Origin of the sequence: Phaeodactylibacter xiamenensis, from assembly GCF_000759025.1 — a bacterium.
GTDB classification, from domain to species: domain Bacteria; phylum Bacteroidota; class Bacteroidia; order Chitinophagales; family Saprospiraceae; genus Phaeodactylibacter; species Phaeodactylibacter xiamenensis.
The window spans coordinates 351,010-374,151 of record NZ_JPOS01000039.1 but is presented as its reverse complement, the minus strand read 5'-3'; the positions used below and the strand labels follow the sequence as shown (position 1 = coordinate 374,151).

The window sequence follows — 23,142 nt, the reverse complement described above, 5'->3', positions numbered from 1 at the left end:
AAAGACCAAAATGCCAGATCGCTTCGCATAATTCAGCCAAACGCACCGGAAAGCCACAACGACAAACGATTATAATCATACCATTCTATGGGACAATTTCTGAAATTCTTATTAGCCTCCTGCCTTGGACTGTTCATTGGTTTCTTCCTGCTCATGGGCATTGGTGCCCTTGTGATCGGGCAGGCAATCAGCGCATCCGAAAAAGTAAAGGATGTAGAGGCCAACTCGGTGCTCCACCTAACCCTCGACCGCCCCATCCCGGAGCAAACCAACAACCTGGAAATCGACCCCTTCGCTTTCGAAACGGAGAGTACCCTTGGCCTGACCGCAATCGTAGATGCCATTGACCGGGCAGCTGAGGACGACGACATCAAAGGTATATTTCTGGAGCCGGAGCAGCTAAGCGCTATCGGGCTCGCCTCCTCAGGAGTGATCCGCGATGCGCTGGTGGATTTCAAGAAAAAAGGCAAATTCATCATTGCCTACGGCGACTACTACACGCAGGCCGGCTACTACCTGGCGGCTACTGCTGATGAGGTCTTACTCAATCCACTGGGTATCGTGGACTTACGTGGCTTCTCCACGCAAATCCCGTTCTTCAAGGACATGCTGGACCGCATTGGCGTCAACATGCAGGTATACTACGCCGGCAAATTCAAAGGCGCTACCGAGCCCTACCGCCTTAATGAACTGAGCGATGCCAACCGGCAGCAAATCCGCACTTACCTGGATGATGTGTACCACCACTTTCTGATGGGGCTGAGCGACGCCCGCGGACTAAGTGTACCGGAGCTCCGGCAGATTGCCAACGACTACGAAGGTATTGACCCCAACAGCGCGCTGAGCAGCGGCCTTGTCGATGTAATCGACCACCGGGACGCTGCCCTCGACCGCCTCCGCGAGCGCCTTGGGCTTGAAGAAGACGAAGACATCAAGCGGGTGGGACTGAGCACCTATGCCAAAGCCAGCAAAGCAGACAAAGATTACTCCGTCAAAGACAAGATCGCCATTATTTATGCAGAAGGCGCTATTGTGGATGGCAATGGGACACCGGGCACAATAGGTGACGAGCAGTACGTAAAATACATCAAAGAGGCCCGCAAAAGCGACCGCATCAAAGCCGTTGTACTCCGGGTCAACTCACCGGGCGGCAGTGCCATGGCTTCCGAAAACATCTGGAAGGAAATCCGCCTGACACAGGAAGCCGGCAAACCGGTGGTCGTGTCAATGGGCGACTACGCAGCTTCCGGAGGTTACTATATCTCCGCAGCCGCCGATTCGATTTTTGCCGAGCCCAATACCCTGACCGGCTCCATCGGCGTCTTTTCCCTGATCCCGGATGCCAGCGAGTTGATGAACGAGAAGCTGGGCATCCACTTCGATACGGTGAAGACCGGCGATTTCTCCCTTGGCATTACGCCATTCTTCCCGATGTCCCCTCAGGGCGCGCGCCTGATGCAAATCCGCACCGATAGTATGTATGAGACTTTCCTGCAGCGGGTAAGCGAAGGCCGCGGGCTACCCAGAGATTCCGTCCACGCGATTGCACAGGGACGGGTCTGGACCGGTAATGCAGGCCTCAAAATCGGGCTGGTGGACGCCCTCGGCGGGCTGGACCGCGCCATTGATGCCGCCGCTACGCTGGCAGAACTGGATGAATACCGAACTACCGATTACCCAAAGGTCAAGGATCCTTTTCAGCAACTAATGGAACAGTGGCTGGGCGAAGAAAACGTCCGTGCACAGGCGATGCTGAAGTATCAGCTGGGTGACCAATACAACCATTACCGGCTGGTGAAAGACTTGGCGGAAAGTAAGGGTGTGCAGGCCCGTATGCCTTATTTGCTGTCGTATTAAGCGAGGCGGGGGCTGAGCGAGGTTAAGGTTAAGGCTAAGGTTAAGGTTGAGGGCGCTCTGATGGCTCCCCTGAGGCGACAGTTTACTGTCGCTCCCTGCAGAGGGCCCCGGTTGGTCTCAACCTCATCCTCCCATAGGACTGGCACAGGACCAACCTCAACCTGAGCCTGAGCCAAGACAAAACCATAACACCACAACCCTAATACCCCACAAACTCCCGGGCATGCGCCTCCATCACCTTCAGGGTGTCCGCATCAGCGATCTCGCCGTTGCCGTTTTTTAGTTTAAAAATGCTGGAAATGGGCAGTTTGTTGGGCATTACCGTCATACCCAGGTAGTTGAGGACGCCGGTCAGATGGTCCATCCCGCGCAGGTTGCCTGCCCTGCCCGAAGCGATACCCACCAAAGCGGCTTTTTTATTCTGGAAGTTGCGGCTGTACTCCCGCACCGAGCAGGCATCAATGAAGAGCTTCACTGAGCCCGGGTAGCTACCGTTGTACTCTGGCATTACGAACACCATTTTATCAGCCGGCAACACGTACTCGTCCTGCAGGGCGGCAACAGAAGGCGACTGTTCGGAATACATCGCCGCATGGAACCAGTCGTGCGGGATTTGCTCGAGCGCCAGTAGCTTCACTTCTTCTTCCGTATGCTTTTGCAGCAAGTCGGCGTACAATTTCGCAAAATTCAGGCATTCGCTGCCCTTTCGGTTGGTACCGGATATAACGGTTATCATAATTTTGTTTAGCGGCTCGTTTGAAATACAGACATAGTTTACGCAATATGAAGTGGTTTGCAACATTGATCCGTGACGAAGCGTAGCTTATCAGGACAAACGCGAGCCACTTCCCAGCGTAAATGCTGACCTGTCTGCCGAAGTACCGACACGCAGGCAGACATTGAGTAGGTTTGCTGTAGCAAACCACTTAATCGTCAGTATACACAGTTGGAGCCCTAAAAATGTTTAACACTTTCTGATTCTAACCAATTTTCCTATATTCAAGCACAGATAAAATCAAATCATCACCAAAAGCAAAAAATAGTGAAACTAACGTACTACGGCCACTCCGCCTTCGGGCTGGAAACCATGGGCAAGCACATCCTCTTCGACCCCTTTATTTCACCCAACGAATTAGCAGCTGAGGTGGAGGTGGACAAGATAAAAGCCGACTACATCCTCGTTTCTCACGGGCATCAGGACCATGTGGTGGATGTCGAGTCTATTGCCAAGCGTACCGGCGCCAAAATCATTTCCAACTTTGAGATCGTCAGCTGGTACGGAGAAAAGGGGCTGGAAGGCCACCCTATGAACCACGGTGGCAAGGTCAAATTCGACTTTGGTATCGTCAAGTATGTCAATGCTGTCCATTCCAGTGTATTGCCTGATGGCACCTACGGCGGCAACCCCGGCGGCTTCGTTATCTGGAATGAGGAAGGCTGCCTTTACTTTGCCGGCGACACCGCCCTGACCATGGACATGAAGCTTATTCCTATGACCTGCCCGGCCCTTGACGTGGCTATTTTGCCTGTAGGTGATAACTTCACCATGGGGTATGAAGATGCCCTGATGGCCTGCGATTTCATCGACTGTGACCGGGTCGTCGGCTGTCACTACGACACCTTTGGGTATATTAAAATAGACCATAAGGCCGCGCAAAAAGCTTTTGATGCTAAAGGAAAAGCGTTAATTTTGCCAGCAATCGGCGAAAGCCTTGAACTATGATGCGGTATTAACCTGTATCATTCACAGCAGGGTGAAGTACGTTTTTGTTCTTCCGGCCAGGTAACCAATATTTTCGCAGCATACCAGTAACGGTACTGTGAGGTTACTAAGGTGTTACAACCACCAAGCAGCCGAAGCACACTACTTCACCCTTCATTTTTTAGCGGGCCGGACAGTATTGCCGGGCCATCAACATGGATTCAGATTATGGGAAAAGTCGTAGCTATAGCCAACCAAAAAGGTGGCGTAGGCAAAACCACCACCGCCATCAACCTGGCCGCCAGCCTGGCCATCCTGGAAAAAAAGGTCCTGCTCATTGATGCCGACCCGCAGGGCAACGCCACCTCCGGCGTAGGAGTGATGCCGGAAGACATTGAAACGACAATCTACGATTGCCTCGTGGGCGGACTGGAAACGGAGGAGGCCATCTACGAGACGGACACCCCCAACCTGCACATCATCCCTTCCACCATCGACCTGGTCGGGGCCGAAATCGAACTGGTCAGCCAGATGAAACGAGAGTTCCTGATGCAAGACGTGGTGAATCAGGTACGGGACGACTACGACTACATCTTCATCGATTGCCTGCCTTCCCTCGGGCTTATCACCGTTAATGCACTGACCGCCGCCGACTCCATTCTCATACCGGTGCAGTGCGAGTTTTTTGCGCTGGAAGGCCTGTCTAAGCTCCGGGAGACCATCGACCTGGTGCAAAAGAAAATCAACCCCAACCTGGAAATCGAAGGCATTCTGTTGTCCATGTACGACACCCGGCTTAGGCTGGCCAATATTGTGGTGGAAGAAGTACAGAAGATGTTTGAAGATGAGGTATTTGACACCATTATCCACCGCAACTCCAAAATTGGCGAAGCGCCCAACCTGCACATGCCGGTAGTCATGCTCAACGCCGGCAGCCGGGGCAGCATCAACTTCCTCAATTTGGCCCGGGAGTTTCTGACCAACAATAACGATCAAATGGAAGGTGTGCCCACTCTGCAGGCAGATTAGTCACGTTCCCAAAACCAAATAACCTATGGCCAAACGCATCAGCAAGAAGAAAAAGCCCAGTGCAGATGATTTGCGAAGCTCCCTGCGTACCGTTGCCGGTAAAGGCACAGGCAGCGGCGGGCGGCTGTCGTACTTCAACATCACCGAAGAAGATATCCAAAATGACCCGGCAGGCGTCAGCAAAGAGCTCGCCAACACCGTAGCGATGATCCCCGTGGTGCAAATCGCCCCCAACCCAGACCAGCCGCGTAAGGAGTTCGAGCCGGAAGCCCTGCAGGAACTGGCCGATTCCCTAAAGACCTACGGGCTCATTCAGCCCATCACCGTGCGCCGCTTCAACGACCACGAATACCAGATCATCTCCGGAGAACGCCGCTGGCGCGCCGCCCAACTCGCCAAACTGGAGGAGATTCCCACCTACATCCGCATCGCCAGCGACCAGGAAATGACCGAGATGGCCCTGGTGGAAAATATTCAGCGTGAAAACCTCAACCCCATGGAGGTTGCCTTCTCCTACCACCGCCTGATTGAGGAATTCAACCTCTCCCACGAGATGCTGGCCGAGCGTGTTGGCAAAAAGCGGGCTACCATCACCAACTACCTCCGCCTCCTCGACGTCCACCTCGAAGTCATGCAAGCCCTGAAGTCGGGCGGCATCAGCATGGGCCACGGCCGCGCACTGGCCGGCATTGCAGACAAGCTGCTGCAAAAGAAAGTCCTCGACAAAGTCCTGGAAAGCCGCCTGAGCGTCCGGGACACCGAGCGTCTAGTCCGCGAGTACAGCAAGCAGACCAAAAAGAAAAAGGCCCTGCCCGACAACTATCAGCGCATCCTCAATGAGCTCCGCGCCAAGCTGGGCTCCAAACGCATTGACCTCAAGCTGAAGGACGAGGCGGCCGGAAAGGGGCAGATTGTGGTGCCGTTTGGCTCTGTGGAGGAGCTGAATGCGCTGTTGGAGGAGTTGGAGGTGGATATTTGAGCCCCCCTGTGGAAGCTGGAAAAATCATCTCCTGTTGAAAAATATCTGGTGCTTTGGGCATAGCTGCCCCCTTTGTACAATACACCATCCGCCGTAGGCAGAGCTCAAAAAGGGGCTCTCCCCGAATAGTACTGATGGATTTAAAAGATCATTCTTTTCAGGCAAATGTTTCCGCCATTCTCCAGGCGCCACATCCCGGCAACTTTCGGAATCTTGGAAGCGGGCAGAACGGCGACAGGCATGCATAGTCCCAAAAACTATTGCAATACCCCGTAAATTTCTATAATTTCCCGCCTGAATTAAAAGACCAGAAAATCATTAGATCCAATGTTCAAAAGAGGAGACTTTGTACGCGTGAAACCGGGAACAGTACTGGATACCGGAGAAATCGCCGAAAATTGGGGCGGGGAGATATTCCATGTGAATGAGAAAGATGGGCTTTATGGTATGGGGCTCGACGCGCCTACCATCGACTCCCTTTCTGACGAATACTTAACCCATGTCCGTGAAAGAGGTGAAGAGGTGGTGGAATATTATTTCAAGGCAGAAGACCTGGAACATGCGCCTAGCCGAAGCACAGAGCAGGAAATTATGGCCGCAATTGAACGGCTGGTCGACCGGGAGAGAAAACTGGAACTGACGGAGGAAAGCCTTTGGGTGGCAAAGCAGGAGGCCTGGAAAACTGCTTTCCGCGAAAGCCCGTTCTTTGAGCCGATAGCGGAGTTCGAAACCAGCAACGTCAGTATGGCAGTGGACTCCTTCCTGAACTACCTGTACAATTACGAGTGCGTGCTACCGGAGGAATGGGCACCGGAGCATGTAAGGGCCGTTTGCCTGGAATGGGCGCCGGGGAAAGTCACCGCACGTCCCGAAGAATTTAGACCTTATGGGAAGGTCGTCATTGCATTCCTGCGCTTTTTGGGCGATGCCGGGCATATTAAAAATGCAGCTGAATTGATCGAAACCGTTGAAGAGATCAAAGACCGCATACCAGTGGAGGCCGCTAAGGAAAGCAATTGGGGCCCCGCCAAAGCGATGATGATGGAGGCCATGCAGCAGGGAGTCGATTTGTCAAGCAAAGAGTCTATCGAAGCCTATCTCATGCAACGGCAGATGGCGGCATTTGCTGAGCAGCCCCGGAACACCACGCCTCCCGAAGACCCTTTCAAAGGTATCGGTCGCAACCAGAAGATTACTGTCCGCTACGCGGATGGGGAAGTACGGTCGGATATCAAATTCAAGAAGGTGGAGAAAGACCTGAGGGCCGGAAAGTGTGAAATCACTTCGAACTAAGCTGTTCATCTGAGCTTATATAGTCAGAGGCCGACTATAAATTGTTACCCGGCATCCATCAACCTGAACTTAAAAACTACACTTTGAAACGATCGTTGAACAAGTATCTGTCAACCCTTTCAAGAAAGGATTTAGAGCAGGAGGTCAAAAAGCTCTACGATATCTTCAAACCCGTAAGAGAATATTACCAGCTCGAACTCGATGAAAGTACGGCTGAAATTCTACAGCAGTACAAAGATAAAATCAAAGCAGAATATTTCCCGAAACGCGGCTTCGGCAGGGCTGGGAACGGGGCATCCAGAAAAGTGATTACCGAGTTTAAAAAAATCTCTACCCATCCCAAAGATGTGGTAGAGCTGTGGCTCTATCGCACAGAAGTGATGATAGATTTCACTTTGGAGTTTGGTGATATAGACGAACCCTTCTACAATTCTCTGGCAAGCGGCTTCGAACAGGCTTGCAAAATCATGCAAAAGGAACAACTGTCCACTGAGTTTCGATCTTACGCTCAGTTGATGTTGAGTAAAACTTTTGGGCTGGGCTGGGGCATTCATGATGAATTGAAATATATCTACGATAAATACGTAGAATTATAATGGCTCCTCTCACGTCTCCAAAGCCGTCACCCCCTACCCCCAAACGTTAACCCTTTCCCAATACCCACCCTTTTTTCAATGCCGGAGCGTTTTTTGCGTTACTTTTGTAGTTTCAAACCTGGAAAAAGCGCAGCTTAAGATATGGCTCCGATAAAAATATCAGAAAAGTATGACTTACTGAAGGGCAAGCTTGACATCTTCCGCCTGTTTCTTGCACCGGCTCTCTTCTTTTGGGCAACAACCCTCACCGGGCAGGTCCCGCCTTCCAGCCTGGAGTACCCAGACACCGCTATCGTTGCCGCAGATGCAACCGCTACGGATACGGTGCAACGGCCCAAACGGAAAAACTGGTTCACCCAGGACTACCCTTCTCCGCGCAAAGCCGCCATCCTCTCCCTGGCTATCCCCGGTGGCGGGCAGATTTACAACAAGCGCTGGTGGAAACTGCCCCTCGTCTACGGCGCGGTGGTGGGCATGGGGCTCACCATCGACTACAATCAGTCTAACTACCGGCGGCTGCGGGATGCTTTGGAGCTGAAGCGGGATACCATGGAGCATGAATTTTCAGGCACTTCAATAGACAATGAACGGGCCTTGCGGTCCCTGCGCGACGAGTTTGACAAAAACACACAGATGGCTTATGTGGGCATGTTCCTCGTCTACACCCTGCAGGCACTGGAAGCTTTCGTGGACGCTCACCTCAAAAGCTTTGATATAGACGACGACATCGGAATGGAAATCAAGCCTACCCTGGACTTTAATGGCTTCAATACACCTACCATCGGGCTGGGGGTCACGATTCCGCTCAACCGAAAAGCCCCTCCTCCCCTGCCCGTTGCCCGGTAACAAAAATCAGTACGCCGATAGCGATGATCCACTAATATTGCGGCAGACTAACCGACACACAAGATGACGCAGTATATCCCCAATGGCCGCCCTGGCCTGCCCCCTGGCACCTGGAAAAAATGGGTACTCGCCTGTGGCACGGGAGAATTTCTGGGCATTACCGCAGCCGCTGCTATTGCTATTGCCCACCGTTTATTATTGGGGGAACCGGCAAGTAATTCCGACCGTATGCTCAACCTGTTCTTCATGCTGATGGCGGGTGCCCTGGAAGGCAGCATCCTCGCTTACTTCCAGTATCGCCTTATCGGCAAAATTTTCCCGGAAATTGCCTGGAAGCAGTGGCTGGCGTATACAATTGCAGCAGCTGTCACCGCGTGGATGCTGGGTATGCTGCCCTCCCTTTTCCTTACAGGAAATGGCGCTACCGATCCCGGCATGGAACCGTCTCCCCTCGTTTACTACAGCATGGCAGCTTTGATGGGGCTATTGCTCGGTGCTTTATTCGGCTACTTTCAGTGGCTGCCACTGAAGGGGCTGCGCAAAGAGGCTATGCTTTGGATCCCCGCCAATGCCCTCGGCTGGGCATTGGGCATGGTGTTCATCTTCCTGGGCGCAAGCTGGTCGGATGCCAACACAGGCTGGCCGCTTATCCTGCTGGCGGGTGCGCTGGGTGGCATTGCCGGAGGACTTAGCGTGGGCGTCATCACGGGATTTTTCCTGCTTCGGATCGCCCGTTCTGCACCCGAGGGGAACGGATGAAAACACTTCGCTGCTCAAAAAGAAGGCGGTAGGATCACGTCCTTATGATATCTCGTTGGCGTATAAAACTACGTCGGACAGCGAGTGCGCCGGGTGAGGCTGCCACACCGACCGGCAACGCTCGCAACATAGGACCCACCCCAACAAGCACGCCCGGTGAAAGGAGAGCACCGGGCGAGCCTGCCTACCGGCCGGCAAACCTCGCCCCGTCAGCCCAAGCCTCAAGCGAAGGCTGGTGTTGCCCGCTATACACCAATAACCTCCGTACGGACAAAACTATTTCCATCCTGGCGGGGGTCGGGGGTAGACATCCAACCTTCTCCATTACCTAAAAACAGCGCCACACCGACCGGCAACGCTCGCCCCAGGAAGGAAACCGCCAACGGTCGGACCAGGAAGCCACAGCCCAGGTTGAGGTTGGTCCAGTGCAAGGTCTAACCGAGGTTAAGGTTGAGCGCTCTGCCCGGTCTTCCCTGAGACGACAATTAATTGTCGCGCCCCAGGCTAACCAGCCATCGCCCCCGGAAACAGCCAACGGTCTGCCCCGGAAGCCCCTGCCAAGGTCAAGGTTGGCCCTGGGCAAGGCCCAGCCCAGCCCACTGACCCGTGAAGGGCAAAATGTAGGTAACCTCATAGACCAACCAACGCCCAGTGCCGTAGGCCTGCCTGGCTGGCCATGGCAGACAGGTACGAAATGTGAAAGCCCGAGCCACCCTGGCTAGGTACTGCTTACACAACGCCGGAGAAAGGGAGAGCCCCCGGCGTTGTAATTCCCCAAGCCACAGGGACCGGCAACGCTCGCCACTTTTACATTTCTCAGTTTTACATTTTCCATTTTTACCCGCCACCGCCCCGGCAGACCTAACACATCAATGCCCCATAGGGGCAAAATGTCGGTAACCTCCAAGACCAACCATCGCCTCGTGCCGTAGGTACGAAATGTAAGCGTCCAGCCACACCCACCGGCAACGCTCGAATCTCATGACCTGCTCCAACAAGCACGCCCGGCGAAGGGAGAGCGCCGGGCGAGCCTGCCCACTGACCGGCAACGCTCCCCACTCTAAACCTTAAACCCTAACCTCTAAACTTTTAACCTTCCCACCAGCACCGCTCGAATCCCAAACCCTTACCTACAAGCACCATTACACTTCTGGCAAGGTACCGGAAGCAGCAAGATCAACCGCCTTTATGGGCAGTGTAACCCTGAAAGTAGTACCCTTGCCCACTTCGCTTTCCACTTCTATCTGCCCGCCCAGGCCTTCAATCTGATTTTTAGTCATGTACAACCCTAAACCCTGCCCCTCGGCACTCGCAACATGCAGCCTGGAGCCCAGCTGAAAGAGTTTATCGCGGAAACGGTCCAGATCAATACCCAAACCAAAATCTTTTACAGAAACCGTAACGGTATCGTTATGCAAGTGAGCTTCGATTATAATGTTTTTGGAGGTCTTTGTCGTACCATATTTGATCGCATTTGTAAGGAGGTTGTGAAAGATGCTGTCTAAATGAGCGGGTATCGCGCTCACCGTTATTTTTCCCGGTACATTGACAGACACCTTTACGTTATGCTTTTTGATAATTTGGTTGTTCAGATCAATCACACGCCCAATAGTTTCCGCCAGGTTGCAGTCTTCCTTATCTTTTTGGTTGATTTCCTTTTCGAAATTCAGCAGGTGATTGATGTTCGAGATGGTCGTATCCAGCTTTTTAGTCGTCAAATCGAGCATTTCGAGGTATTCCCGGTTATCAGGCTCTGCTTTGATCATTTCGTTTAGCGCGAGCAGGTTGGCGACGGAAGCCCGGATGTTGTGTGAGGTCATGAAGGAAAATTCCCGAAGGCGCTCGTTCTGATCCGTTGTTTTCTCAAGCAGCTGCTCCAGGTCCCTTTGCTTTTGGGTACGCATCTGAATATTGACCAGCATCTGGCCGAAAAGCTTCAAAAGGGTGATCTCCCGCTGGGTGTACTGATGCCAGTGCCGGACCGAATCGAAACCTACGAAACCAATGCACATTTCCCCATTCATAAGCGGTACGGCCAAGAGGCTTTTGATCCCCTGTGGCTCCAATACCTGCCTGATACCCGAATCCTTTGGCAAATCGAATACATCCGGAATATACATTGGGAGTCCTTTGGTGTGCGTATCCACCCAATCGGGCAGTAATTCAAGCGGAACATCCTGCAGGTTATCGATCTCCGGCTCAATGCCCACCCGGCACCATTCGTAAGTATTGGTGCAAGTCTCCCGCTCAAAGTGATAATCAAAAATGTAGACCCGGTCCGCATCTACAAACTCGCCCATCTGCTGTAAGGAAATATTGATAGCGGAAGCGACCTCTCCAAGCGGCAGATTGATATACTTGGAAGAGATATCCATCAGGATTTTCTGCATCTGCGTTAGGCTCTGCAGGCGTTGCTCTGAAATCTTGCGCTCCGTAATTTCCCGGCTGATCAGTACAATTTCTCCGGAGCGGGGCTCCAGCTCACCTTTGGTCTCCACCCAGAGCCATGCCCCATTCCGGTGTTTAAAGCGGTGTTCCAGCTCGAACGAACTTTGCGCGTCATCCTCTTTCAGGGCCTCCAGGGCGAGGATAGTTTTCTCAATATCTTCCGGGTGCAGGAACAAGGACAAGCGGTGTCCATCGGTCTCTTCGGAGGTATACCCGTAGTTGTCCAGCCAGCTGGGCGAGGTATAAAGCACTTCGCCTTCCGTATTGACCTTCAGCACGCTATCCCCAATATAGTTGACCAGCATCTGGTAATCCTGCCGGCCCGCTTCCACTTTCTTTTCCAGTTCCTGGTTGTACTGGCTCAGGCGTTTGCTTTGCCGTTCGTAGTGGGTCTGCCGTACCATATTGACAAAAAAGGCTACTGCCCCCAGAGCTGCGAGTAACCCCAGAATACCGTACCAGGACTTATACCAAACCGTAGAAATTTGCAGGTCAAATTTTAAGGGTTCACTCCAGCGGTGAGCCGAAGACTGACGGCCCTGAACGGTGATCTCAGACACCCCTTTGCTAAGGTCAGAAAAAGACAATTCATTATTCCGGGTATAGATCGTCCGGGGGGCTTCCTGCCCTCCTGCTATTTGGATGCGGTATTCGGTGAGCGTGGACGGATAACCTACGCTGAGGTAGCGTACCGAAAGATAGTCATCCATATCTGCTTCAGAGCGGTTGCGGGCCTTTTCGTATACTACCCCTTTGGAGGACTCCACCTGCAGCAGCAATGGCTGATCGGTATTATTATCGGGCATAGGCCGAGCAGAAACAGCTAGCCCGTTGGGCGTGCCCACCCATATACTTCCTGAGCCATCAGCCTTGATATTCCTCCAGTTAATAGCTTTGGAAGGCAAGCCATGCATAGTCGTGTAGGTGAGCAGCACATTATCCTGCAGCAGGTTCAGCCCGTTTGCAGTAGCAAACCAGATCTCATTGTCAGCACCAATGGAGACTGCTGAGACAGAAATACCATTGGTTTCTTCAGAAGCGATAGCTGAGTATTCTCCTTCCTTGTATTGAAACAGGCCAAGAGACGCCCCCAGTACCATCCCCTGATCTGTGCTGTACGCCAGGTCAATAACCCGGAAGTCTTGCTCCTTATCGACGTCAAGCTGTCCTTCTACCGGCAGGAAACGCCCCTGAGCTTCGTCAAACCGGAAAAGCGGCTGATCTGCGCTTGTTCCTCCAAGGTATAACTGACTGTCCTGAGGGTTAAAAAGGAGAGCCTCAGGATTGTCGGGCCAGCCATTCTCCTGTTCCTGGTATACTTTCATGCTACCATCAGGCTCAAGGCTGAGCAGCCCCAAAGACTGTGCCTGACAGATCCATATCCGACCCTTCGGATCAACAGCCATATTAAAAACCTCCCTGCCGTAACCCGATAGGTCATAAGTCTTTTGCGAGCGCTTATCCCAACTAAGCATTAACACCCTGCCTCCGGCTCCGCCCAGCCATAACCCGAAAGGCGTGGCCACCATGGTATACACCTCAAAGGGAGGGCGAAAAAAAGGCTGAAGGCTGCTGTCCTCCGCCCTGTTTGTAGCGGTAACAAAAACCTGCCCTCCATCTGAAAGATAAGTCTTCCCCTCAAAGTGGGTTATATTCTGAATATAGCGGTTGCCCAGCTGACCAGGAAAAGCTGATTCAAACGACTTGGGCTTGAGCAGCAGCAATCCATTATCGGTACCTACCCACAGATCTCCGTTCATGCCTTCACTTAAAGAGGAGAATGAGGAGACTTCCCAATCTTGTTTGAGCGCATAAACCTGCCCATTTTCGTCCAATCGAAAAATACCATCATTGCGCACCGCTACCACTACATGGCCATCCCTGAGCCGTCTCATAGCAATCGGCCCTATGCCGTTAAGCTGTTCTACACGCTCCAGCGTACCTGTTTCACTAAGCAATACCTGATAAACACCACCATAAGTGGCCACCCAGATTTTTCCACGGCCCACTTGCAATGCAGCATTAGCCCCTACCGGAAGCTGATGTAGCGGCCCGGAGAATGCGTCATTCTCCTTATCATACCGGAAAAGGGCACCATTCTTGGACACGGTGAATAAATGTCCCCGGCCATCTTCAGCAAAACTGAAGGAGAGCGTGAAATCCTCACTGTGATGCTCCGCGCTGAAGGGGTGGATTTTTATCGCCTTGCCTTCTATACAAAAGACGTTGTTGTTGTTGCTGCCCCAGATACGACCCTGTTCATCCTTGAATAATTTTTTGGTCAGCCGGATGCGCTGATCGGGAAAGGCTTTTCTAATAACAGCTGACTGCAGGGAAGGCTCAACCCAATACAAGCCCTCGTCTGTGGAAACCAGGAGCCGTTCTCCCACCGGCTGAATATCTTTGATAAAAGGCGTGGGGATCTTATCACGAAAGGAATTGAACTGATTACCGTCGTACCGGATGAGCCCGCCGTCTGTAGCCAGCCAAATCAGCCCAAACGGGTCTACAGCAGTGGCTTTGATCAGGGTATTTTGCATGCCATTCAACTCATTGTAACCAAACACCTTATACTGCTGTGCCAACAATGAGCTCCCCGAAAGGGAGAGGAGAAAAAATAAAAGTATAGTTAACAGGCTGCGCATATCCAGGGTTTTGTCAGAGGTGCCTCCGTACAGACCTGTAATATCGAACTCCATGCACTTATTTGCAAGAAATAACTGAAAAATAAGAACGCCTGAGGCCCATTAATCCTAAATCATTGTTTGCCCTATGCGCTGAATCCGCAAATGATCTTTTAACTTTAGGAGTTAGCAAATATCCAACAAACGGAAACCAAACATCATGAGAGGCTGCATGACCATCCTTATTTTTTTATTCATCCTGGGCTCTGGCTGCGGGGGCGATTCCCCACAGCCGGATTCCGCCGAAACCACCAGCCGAATCCCACTCGACTCCCTGCGCCAACTGTACCGGCAATACCGTTTGATGCGCACCGACACCCTGCCTGCAAGACAGGTACAGGAACGCCAAAAACTTTATCCGGTGGACGAAGCCTCTATGGACACTGCCTTCTTCGTTTTTCGCGAACAACTGCTGCAAGCCGTGCAGGAACGCGATGTTTTTGCGCTGCTGGATGCCGTGGACAAAGACATCAAGGTTTCAGGAGCAACAGAACCGGGCGTAGCAGGCCTGGTGAGCCACTACGGGCTTACTCCTACCGTCGCCGACAGTCTCCCTATCTGGCCCATACTGGAGGAACTGCTAAAAGCCGGAGGAGCCTTCAGCAACAACGGCCGGGTATTCACAGCCCCCTACTACGCTGCCACCTGGCCGGAGGAACTTTCCAAAAACGAGTATGCCGCTATCACAGGGAGTGGTGTACGCATACGCAGTGAGCCGAGGCTCAACAGCGATATTGTCAATACCGTTTCCTACGAACTCGTCCAATACCTCGAAACGACCGATCAGACCGAAGTCATCGGCGGGGAAACCCACCCGTGGTCCCGTATTGAACTATCCGGGAGGAAAGTGGGGTTTGTATATGGTAAATTTGTGGCACGCCCTACTGGCTACCGCGCCCAATTTGAAAAAACAGGGCCACAGCAATGGGCAATGACACAGTTGATCCACGGAGAGTAACCTAAATTGGCTACCTTGCCCTCAAACGCAATCCCTTTGGAAGAACAACTACACCCGGCACCGGCCACGCAAACCTACGTCACCGTCATCCTACCGCTGGCGGTACCTAAACCGTTTACCTACGAAGTACCGGAGCCCCTGGTACCGGAAGCCGACTTCGGCAAACGGGTAGAAGTGGAGTTTGGAAAAGCCAAACGGTATAGCGCCCTCATCATGGAAGTTACCAATCAGCCACCGGCCGCCTATCAGCCCAAGCTGCTGCTATCCGTCATCGATGAATCGCCCATCGTCAACGAAACGCAGGTCCGGCTCTGGCGCTGGATTGCGGATTATTACCTCTGCACCCTTGGGGAGGTCATGAACGCTGCCCTGCCGGCCAATCTCAAGCTCAGCAGTGAGACAATTCTCAGCCTCAGCCCCCTCTTCGGGCAGGACTTCAGCGACCTGAATGACCAGGAATACCTAATTGCGGAAGCCCTGACGATTCAGAAGGAGATCACGATTGATGATGTGCGCGGCATTCTTCAGCGCAAAACGGTCTACCCGCTCATCCGCCGGATGCTTGACAAGCGTATTCTTTACCTCAAGGAAGACCTCAAACAAAAATACAAGCCCAAAACCATAGGCTGTGTCCGCCTGCAGGAGCCCTATGCCTCTCAGCCCAAGCTGCTGGAAGAAGCATTCACCAAACTGAGCCGCTCTACCCGTCAGGTGGAAGCACTGATGGCCTACGTTCAGATTTCAAGAGGGCTGGACCATGTGCGCAAACAAGATGTCTATGACAAAGCGGGTGTGGATAGTACCGTGCTGCGAGCCATTGAGAAAAAAGGTATTTTTGAACTGTATGAGCATGAGGTCAGCCGAATTGGCGGATATGAAGAAACGACCATCGAAGCCAGCACCCTTTCTGACCAACAGACCCGGGCAATGGCTGAAATACGCGCCGGATTTGAAGACAACAAACCGGTATTGCTGCATGGGGTGACCGGTAGTGGCAAGACCCGGGTCTACATTGAACTGATTCAGGAAACCATTGACCGGGGCGAGCAGGTGCTGTACCTATTGCCGGAAATTGCCCTGACTACGCAGATTGTTTCCCGCCTGGAGCGGGTTTTTGGCGATGATATTACTGTTTACCACAGCCGCCTCAACAACAACGAGCGGGTGGAGCTTTGGAACAGCGTGCTCAATGGCAAACCCGTACTTCTGGGGGCACGTTCCGCCCTCTTTCTGCCTTTTTCCAAGCTGGGGCTCATTGTGGTCGACGAGGAGCATGACCCTTCCTTTAAGCAATACGACCCCAACCCGCGGTACAATGCCCGGGATGCGGCCGTCTTTTTGGCACATCTGCACGGCGCAAAGGTCATTCTGGGCACCGCCACGCCATCGCTGGAGTCCTTTTCCAATACCAAAAAGGACAAGTACCGGCTCGTGGAAATGCCGGAGCGCTTCGGAGGGCTGCAACTGCCTGAAATGAAAATTGTGGATGCTAAGCAGGAACTAAAAGAGCGCAAATTGCAATCCCACTTCACCTCCGTGCTTATCGATGCCCTGAAAACCACGCTGGAGCAGGGGCAACAAGCTATTTTGTTCCAAAACCGGCGCGGCTATTCCCCGACCTACCGCTGCACCACCTGCGGCTGGCATGCGGAGTGCATTCAGTGCGATGTCAGCCTGACCTACCACAAATACCACAACAACCTGCGCTGCCATTACTGCGGCTATCAGACCAACCTGCCTTCGTCCTGCCCGGCCTGCGGCGATAAAAAATTGGTCATTAAAGGATTTGGTACCGAGAAAATTGAGGATGAGCTTAAGATTTACCTGCCGGAGGCACGCATAGCTCGCATGGACCTCGACACGGTGCGCGGCAAACATGCCCACGCCCGGCTTATCAATGATTTTGAGGAAGGCCGTACCGATATCCTGGTGGGCACACAAATGGTGACCAAAGGGCTAGATTTTGAGAAGGTCGCAGTGGTGGGCGTGCTTAGTGCCGATCAGCTGTTGCAGTTCCCGGATTTCCGGGCGGGGGAGCGGGCCTTTCAGCTCATGTTGCAGGTGGCTGGCCGGGCCGGGCGTAAGCACAAGCGCGGACAGGTCATCATACAAGCCTTCAATACCACAAGCCCGGTGCTGCGGGAAGTCCTGGCAGGAGATTACCCCGGCTTTTTCACCCGGGAGATGATGGAGCGCAATCAGTTCCAGTACCCGCCCTACGTGCGCCTGATCCGCATCACGCTTAAGCACACCAAGCCCGCTACCGTCAACGATGGAGCCAAGCTATTCGAAAAAGTGCTGAAAAAGCGGCTGGGAGACTGGGCCATGGGCCCGGCGGTGCCTTATGTCTCAAGAATACGAAGCTACTACCTGCTGGATTTTATGATCAAAGTACCAAAAGACCCCAAAAAGCTGGCTTATGCCAAGGCCAGCATCCGGGAAGCTACTGAATACCTCAACCAAGCCAAAGGGCTGAGCAATGTGCGGGTGAGCGTGGACGTAGACCCGTACTGATATCAAAAACAATGGACATGAGCCTGAAACAGCGAACCTATGAAATCCTAAACCTCTCCCGGAAAAAGGGAGACCTGAGCTGGTGGGTTAGACATGCTGCTCATCACCCTGATCAGCCTGAATGCACTGGCGCTGATTTTGGAAACGGTAGAGCCCATTTACCAGCAACATGCCACCTTTTTCTATTACTTCGAGCTCGTTTCGGTGATCATTTTTTCGGTGGAATACGTGCTAAGAGTCTGGTCTGCCAATGCCGATCCGAAATACCGCAAGCCCTTCACCGGCAACCTCCGCTACGCTCTGACACCCCTTGCCCTGATTGACCTTCTGGCCGTGCTCCCCTTTTACCTGCCCCTGCTCGGCTTTGATTTCCGTATTGCACGCACACTGCGGTTATTCCGGCTGTTGCGGTTATTCAAAATCTCCCGCTACACCAAAGCCCTGCACCACATCAGTATCGTCTTCCGCGACAAGCGGGAAGAACTCGGCATTTCACTGACTTTCACCACGCTACTTTTGTTGCTCGCCTCCACCCTTATGTACTATGCTGAGCACGAAGCCCAGCCCGAGGTCTTCTCCAGCATACCCGAGACCATGTGGTGGGGCATCGCGACCCTCACCACCGTAGGCTACGGAGATGTGTACCCAGTCACTGCCCTGGGCAAGTTGCTGGGTGGAGTCATCGCCGTCATCGGCATCGGGCTGTTTGCGCTGCCCACCGGCATCCTCGCTTCCGGCTTTTCGGAGGAGCTCTCGAAAAAGGAGGAAACGGCCTGCCCGCACTGTGGGAAAAAGCCAATAGATCATCAGTGATGAATGTGGCTTTCCAGTAATATTTCTTATTGGACACCTAAGCCGAACACTGTAACGGTCCACCATTAGTTTCCACCTATTTGTGACCTGGAAAATCACTGATCAGTCTATCACCTTTCCCCATTTATTCGTATCTTTAGCATACCAAAAACTAAAATGAACGGACTTCAAAGCGTACAGAATTGTACGAGGTTTTGCACCGTTCCGCATTCGGTCATTTGCTTTTGCGGGATCGCAACAACAGATTTCACGAATACATAATCCTAAAAACGACGACAATGATTAGGTCCCTGATGCTGCTCCTTGGCAGCTTGTTGTGCAGCCCGCTTTGGGCGCAGCACCCCCTCGACAATTGTGAACAGGCCCTGCCTATCGAACTTAGCCTGCCTTCCACCTGTCCTGAATCTTCCATTGAAACAGACACCTTCACCTTCAGCCTGGAAGAAGCCCTGCCCTCGGCTTATCTGAATGCCAGCAACTGTGCCAATCCGGATGTGGCTACTGCCAATGGCGACATCTGGGTCACGTTCCTGCCCAAAGGCAATACCCTGACCCTGACGCTTTCCGGCATTGACCAGCCTCATATGGTGTTGCTCCGGGGAACTACCTGCGAGCAGCTGATACCCATTGGGTGCGCTTCGGGAGCAACAGAGGCTACCCTGCAGGCCAGCGTGAGCCCAAATGAAGCCTACTACCTCCTCATTGCAGGTGGGGCAGGCTCTGCTCAACTCAAGGTTACCTCCACTACCGATTGCAGCCCCTGCAGCCTGGTCCGGGATGGCTACTTTACGGCCTCCCCTGCTCCGGTCAACGGTAGCTATCCGGGCGGGCAGGAAGTGCAGATGTGCTTCACCGTTGACCGCTGGTCCAGCACGCCCAACAGCGAGTTGCTGCACGCGCTGGAGCTTGACTTCGACGAAGGCTGGGACATGGCCACTTTCCTGCCGCAGCCCCCCGTTTCCTGCTCGGACAACGGCACCTGGGGCTGGTACAACGGCTGGCTCAGCGAGGCGACCGGCGATGCTTTTGGCCCTGGCTTTGCCTTTGACGAAATCAAAAATGGCATTCAGGACGGCAATCCGGGCAACAACCGCGGCATGGACGGGCTCGGCTGCGCGGATATTGGCGGTGTGGGAAATGACAACACCCTGCAGTTTTGCTGGACCATAACTACTGCAGATTGCCCGACGGCAGAATTTGGCTATCCTGCCACCCTGAATATGGGCGCACGACTGCTGGGTGATGGCCTTTCCGGAGCGTGGGGGCAAACGGCCTGTTATAACCCCGTGACCGAGACCTTCAGTGCCAGCCTGTACTGCCCGGACGCTTTTGCACCTGAGATCAACATTAGTGATGCCAGCTGTGGTGAAAACTGCGACGGCAGCCTGGCGCTTACCGGCGCAGGGGCAGGCCCCTGGGATTATGTCCTGTCTGACACCAGCGGCAATCTTTTATACCTGGCCACCAGCATTCCCGGACCGGATACCATTTCCGGATTGTGCCCGGGCCTATACGAAATACTGATTGTGGACAACACCAGTAATGAAACCCGTAAGCAATTGGTAGAAATCAGTATTGGTATTGTACCTGCGGCTACTGCCAGCTTCACTTTGCCTTGCTTTGAAGGGGAGCCCATTCCACTAAGCGCCACAGTAGAGCCAGCAAATGGCGATATCACTTACCTGTGGACCGGCCCGAATGGCTATGTGCGGACCACGCCTGACCCGTTTGCCCTGTTCCCCGGTGATTATACCCTGGAGGTTACCGTCAATGGTTGCCCCGCAGCGCCCTACCACTTCACCATACCAGCGATCAGTGATATAGGAATCGTGCAGCTTGGCCCGGATACCCTGACCATCTGCCCGGGAGAAAGCATCACCCTGACTTCCACTGGCACCGCTGAAAGCCTGACCTGGACGGAAGCAGGCAGTGACGCTGTTTTGTCCACGGCTGATTCTGTGACGGTTACGCCAACTGATGGGGCCATTTATCAGGTGGAAGGAGTTAGCCCGAATGGCTGTACCGGAATGGACTATGTAGTTTTCCAGATTGCCTTATCCCCTACCCTGTCCGTATTGCCCGGCGACACACTTTGTCCTGGAGAAGCCGCCTCCTTGTCCGTTGATCAGGGCACTAGCTGGAGCTGGAGTACCGGAGACACCACTCAGCAGATTTCCGTAAGCCCCTCCGGCAACACTACCTATACAGTGACAGTGACGGATGACAATGGCTGCAGCACGGTATTGCCAGCCAATGTGGCGGTTGCTTCCGGCAATGGTTTTTTCGTGTTCCAGGACCAGGAACTTTGCGCAGGCGAAAGTGCTATGCTTGGTGCAAGCGGTGGCGAAAGCTTTCTTTGGAGCACTGGAGATACGACCAACAGCATTACCGTGACACCTGATACCACTCAGACTTATACCGTTACCCAAACCGATGCTTTTGGCTGTACCCATACCGACTCCGTAACAGTCACCGTCAATCCCGATCCTCAGCTCACTTATAATCCCGCAGAGGTGCTGATTTGCGCGGGCGATGAGGTCCTGCTTGAGCTGTATCAGACCGACACTTTGCTGTGGGATACCCTCGTCAGCCCACCGGCAGACGCAGCCTATCTGCCACCCTTCGATTTTGGCTGCCAATCTGTTCCTGCATTTCAGGTTTATGTGAGCCCCCTGCCTGATATTGAAATAGCCGGCCCGGACACACTTTGTGGGCTGGACAGCGTCTGGCTGACGGGCACAGGTGCAGGACAGCTGCAATGGGGAGATGGCACTTTAGGCGACAGCCTGCTTGCCGTTCCTGACGGCACCACTACTTACTACCTAACCGCTACCGATACGATTACCGGATGCAGTGGCACGGACAGCCTTACCATCACGCCTGTTTCTGAGTCGGTTGCCCCAGTCATCAGTTGCGAATCCCGCCTGGGCGCGGTGCGTTTTTCCTGGGCACTGGACACCAATTATTCCTATACAGTCACCGTAGTGGACGGACCGGAAGGATTTTTCCAAAGTGACCATCAATATGCTATCATTGGCCTGGCTCCCGGACAAACCGTAAGCATCAATCTGGAGGTCAGCCAGAACGCCGGTTGCTCAACCACAGTCGCAGCGAGTTGTACGACTCCTGATTGTAGTGTACTGGACCTCTTTACGCTCGTTCCAGAATCCGTTTGCATCAGCGATGGGACGATTGCTTTGCTGGCAGACGTTGCCGGTGGGACTAATCAGGGCGAAGGCCAATGGTCTGGCCCCGGTCTGGACAGTACCGGGCTGATTTTTGACCCGGAAGTAGCTGGTGCGGGTTTGCACGAGCTGATTTACACCTACACGGACCAGGGCTGTACCGTAAGTGACACCTCTCTCATTGAGGTCGCCGGTCAATTGTCCCCGGGACAAATCAGCTGTACTTCTGTGGCGGACACGCTGGTCTTCTCCTGGCCTGCACTGGATCAGGATATTGGTTACAGCGTGGTGGTAGCCTCCGGGCAGAATGGGGTGTTAGAAGGCAACAGCTTTAGCATTCCGGGGTTAAACACCGGAGATACGGTTGAGATTCTCCTTACCGTGCAGACGGATGGCCCTTGTGGCGAATACGAGGTCGCTGCAGGATGCAGCCTGACTACCCCGGTATGCCCGGAGATCAATGTGCCGGCAGACACTTTCATTTGCAACGGAGCTTCGGTCATCCTGGATTTTGCAGATACCCCAGAATGGAGTACCTACAGCTGGTCCCCAGCTACTGGCCTGAGTTGCACCGATTGCCCGGCCCCTGCTGCAGCGCCGGGCTCAACAACGACCTATCAGCTGATTGCTTCCGATGCTGGAGGCTGCACGGACACCATTGAGTATACCATTTACGTGCAGCAGCTCCCCAGCAGCTACATACCGGATGAGCCGGTTACCTTTTGCCCCGGCGAGGCTTTCGAGTTCTGCATGCCGGACGGAGACATCCACTACTGGATTGGGCCGAATGCCTTTATCGCGACCGATCAGTGTTTGAGCTTTAGCAACATCACAGCGGCTGATGCCGGCAATTACTACGCTTTCATGCGGAGCAATGGCTGCCGGTTCATTAAGGCATTTATATTAATAGCTGCACCGGAACCGGAGGTAAAGATCATCCCCGAATTGCAAACGGTTTGCCCGAATGATACCTTCAGCATTACCGCAATTGCACCGGATGCCAGCAGCCTGAGCTGGTCGCCTGCAGCTTACCTCGACTGTTCGACCTGCCCAACGGTAACGGGCAGCGTGCCTCAGACGGCAACCTTTGTCCTGACGGCTACGGACACCTTTGGCTGTACAGCAACCGCCCAGGCTGTGGTCTTTGTCGACGACTGCGCCCCCGCTCCTCTTCCGGGCAATGACGTTTCCGGGCTCAGCATGCTGAAGGTCTTCCCCAACCCAGCTACAAATGAGGTCAATGTGCTCACTCCACTGCAAGGACTTAAAACGCTGCAACTCTGGAGCGCTACCGGACAAATGGTAGCCTCCCATCAGTTTGAGGGGCAACAGTGGGCCCTTCCGGTGGAGCAACTCCCTGCCGGAGCCTATTTCCTGAAGGTGTTCACGCCGCAAAAGACGGAGCAGGTACGACTGATCATCAGCCGGTAAGGCTATATTGATATACCAAATGGAAAGGGCAACTGATGTGATTGGTTG

At 53.4% G+C, this 23,142-nt stretch carries 15 protein-coding genes; 12 read left to right on the top strand and 3 right to left on the bottom strand.

Annotated elements, in window-relative coordinates; all coding sequences use genetic code 11:
- Positions 1-87: 87 nt before the first annotated feature.
- The gene (gene sppA / locus IX84_RS17950; protein ID WP_044223750.1) at positions 88-1,857 is read left to right on the top strand and encodes a signal peptide peptidase SppA; all 1,770 of its coding nucleotides are present in this window, start codon (positions 88-90) and stop codon (positions 1,855-1,857) included.
- A gap of 199 nt (positions 1,858-2,056) precedes the next feature.
- Here sppA and IX84_RS17945 read toward each other — a convergent pair whose 3' ends face one another.
- Positions 2,057-2,593, bottom strand: coding sequence for an NADPH-dependent FMN reductase (locus IX84_RS17945; RefSeq protein ID WP_044223749.1), 537 nt, complete (start codon positions 2,591-2,593; stop codon positions 2,057-2,059).
- 306 nt (positions 2,594-2,899) lie between these two features.
- Between IX84_RS17945 and IX84_RS17940 the strand changes: the two genes are divergently transcribed.
- The 7 genes from IX84_RS17940 (at position 2,900) to IX84_RS17910 (ending at position 9,061) form a co-directional block, all read left to right on the top strand.
- Positions 2,900-3,580: a metal-dependent hydrolase gene (locus tag IX84_RS17940; protein WP_044223747.1), complete on the top strand. Its 681-nt coding sequence runs from the start codon at positions 2,900-2,902 to the stop codon at positions 3,578-3,580.
- Positions 3,581-3,787: 207 nt separating this feature from the next.
- On the top strand, positions 3,788-4,588 hold the full coding sequence (locus tag IX84_RS17935) for a ParA family protein (protein ID WP_044223745.1): 801 nt from the start codon (positions 3,788-3,790) through the stop codon (positions 4,586-4,588).
- Between the two features lie 25 nt (positions 4,589-4,613).
- Positions 4,614-5,567, top strand: coding sequence for a ParB/RepB/Spo0J family partition protein (locus tag IX84_RS17930; protein ID WP_052516161.1), 954 nt, complete (start codon positions 4,614-4,616; stop codon positions 5,565-5,567).
- 327 nt (positions 5,568-5,894) lie between these two features.
- On the top strand, positions 5,895-6,860 hold the full coding sequence (locus IX84_RS17925) for a hypothetical protein (protein WP_044223743.1): 966 nt from the start codon (positions 5,895-5,897) through the stop codon (positions 6,858-6,860).
- Positions 6,861-6,943: 83 nt separating this feature from the next.
- On the top strand, positions 6,944-7,456 hold the full coding sequence (locus tag IX84_RS17920; protein ID WP_152605126.1) for a DUF6155 family protein: 513 nt from the start codon (positions 6,944-6,946) through the stop codon (positions 7,454-7,456).
- Between the two features lie 141 nt (positions 7,457-7,597).
- The gene (locus IX84_RS17915) at positions 7,598-8,302 is read left to right on the top strand and encodes a DUF5683 domain-containing protein (protein ID WP_044223738.1); all 705 of its coding nucleotides are present in this window, start codon (positions 7,598-7,600) and stop codon (positions 8,300-8,302) included.
- Between the two features lie 63 nt (positions 8,303-8,365).
- Positions 8,366-9,061: a hypothetical protein gene (locus tag IX84_RS17910; RefSeq protein ID WP_044223736.1), complete on the top strand. Its 696-nt coding sequence runs from the start codon at positions 8,366-8,368 to the stop codon at positions 9,059-9,061.
- 245 nt (positions 9,062-9,306) lie between these two features.
- On the opposite strand, the gene IX84_RS33000 is transcribed toward IX84_RS17910, so the two are convergent.
- Positions 9,307-9,492 carry a hypothetical protein gene (locus tag IX84_RS33000; protein WP_152605125.1) on the bottom strand — a complete coding sequence of 62 codons (186 nt, stop codon included), beginning with the start codon at positions 9,490-9,492 and terminating at the stop codon, positions 9,307-9,309.
- A 711-nt stretch (positions 9,493-10,203) separates the two neighbouring features.
- Positions 10,204-14,208, bottom strand: a complete 4,005-nt coding sequence (locus tag IX84_RS17905; protein WP_044223734.1) for an ATP-binding protein — start codon at positions 14,206-14,208, stop codon at positions 10,204-10,206.
- Between the two features lie 157 nt (positions 14,209-14,365).
- Between IX84_RS17905 and IX84_RS17900 the strand changes: the two genes are divergently transcribed.
- The 4 genes from IX84_RS17900 to IX84_RS17885 all read left to right on the top strand — a co-directional run bounded on the left by IX84_RS17900 (position 14,366) and on the right by IX84_RS17885 (position 23,094).
- Positions 14,366-15,151 (top strand): SH3 domain-containing protein, encoded by a 786-nt coding sequence (locus IX84_RS17900; RefSeq protein WP_044223731.1) that lies wholly within the window; start codon positions 14,366-14,368, stop codon positions 15,149-15,151.
- A 36-nt stretch (positions 15,152-15,187) separates the two neighbouring features.
- Entirely contained in the window at positions 15,188-17,665 is a 2,478-nt protein-coding gene (gene priA / locus IX84_RS17895; protein WP_173426313.1) for a replication restart helicase PriA, read from the top strand.
- A gap of 93 nt (positions 17,666-17,758) precedes the next feature.
- The gene (locus IX84_RS17890; RefSeq protein ID WP_202965266.1) at positions 17,759-18,478 is read left to right on the top strand and encodes an ion transporter; all 720 of its coding nucleotides are present in this window, start codon (positions 17,759-17,761) and stop codon (positions 18,476-18,478) included.
- Between the two features lie 278 nt (positions 18,479-18,756).
- Positions 18,757-23,094 carry a T9SS type A sorting domain-containing protein gene (locus tag IX84_RS17885; protein ID WP_044223729.1) on the top strand — a complete coding sequence of 1,446 codons (4,338 nt, stop codon included), beginning with the start codon at positions 18,757-18,759 and terminating at the stop codon, positions 23,092-23,094.
- Positions 23,095-23,142 lie beyond the last annotated feature (48 nt).

Excerpts from the sequence above, each read along its gene's own strand:
- IX84_RS17930 (WP_052516161.1), top strand. The coding sequence starts at position 4,614 with ATGGCCAAACGCATCAGCAAGAAGAAAAAGCCCAGTGCAGATGATTTG.
- IX84_RS17900 (WP_044223731.1), top strand. The coding sequence starts at position 14,366 with ATGACCATCCTTATTTTTTTATTCATCCTGGGCTCTGGCTGCGGGGGC.
- sppA (WP_044223750.1), top strand. The coding sequence starts at position 88 with ATGGGACAATTTCTGAAATTCTTATTAGCCTCCTGCCTTGGACTGTTC.
- IX84_RS17905 (WP_044223734.1), bottom strand. The coding sequence starts at position 14,208 with ATGGAGTTCGATATTACAGGTCTGTACGGAGGCACCTCTGACAAAACC.
- IX84_RS17945 (WP_044223749.1), bottom strand. The coding sequence starts at position 2,593 with ATGATAACCGTTATATCCGGTACCAACCGAAAGGGCAGCGAATGCCTG.
- IX84_RS17915 (WP_044223738.1), top strand. The coding sequence starts at position 7,598 with ATGGCTCCGATAAAAATATCAGAAAAGTATGACTTACTGAAGGGCAAG.
- IX84_RS17885 (WP_044223729.1), top strand. The coding sequence starts at position 18,757 with ATGATTAGGTCCCTGATGCTGCTCCTTGGCAGCTTGTTGTGCAGCCCG.
- IX84_RS17925 (WP_044223743.1), top strand. The coding sequence starts at position 5,895 with ATGTTCAAAAGAGGAGACTTTGTACGCGTGAAACCGGGAACAGTACTG.
- IX84_RS17910 (WP_044223736.1), top strand. The coding sequence starts at position 8,366 with ATGACGCAGTATATCCCCAATGGCCGCCCTGGCCTGCCCCCTGGCACC.
- IX84_RS17890 (WP_202965266.1), top strand. The coding sequence starts at position 17,759 with ATGCTGCTCATCACCCTGATCAGCCTGAATGCACTGGCGCTGATTTTG.
- IX84_RS17935 (WP_044223745.1), top strand. The coding sequence starts at position 3,788 with ATGGGAAAAGTCGTAGCTATAGCCAACCAAAAAGGTGGCGTAGGCAAA.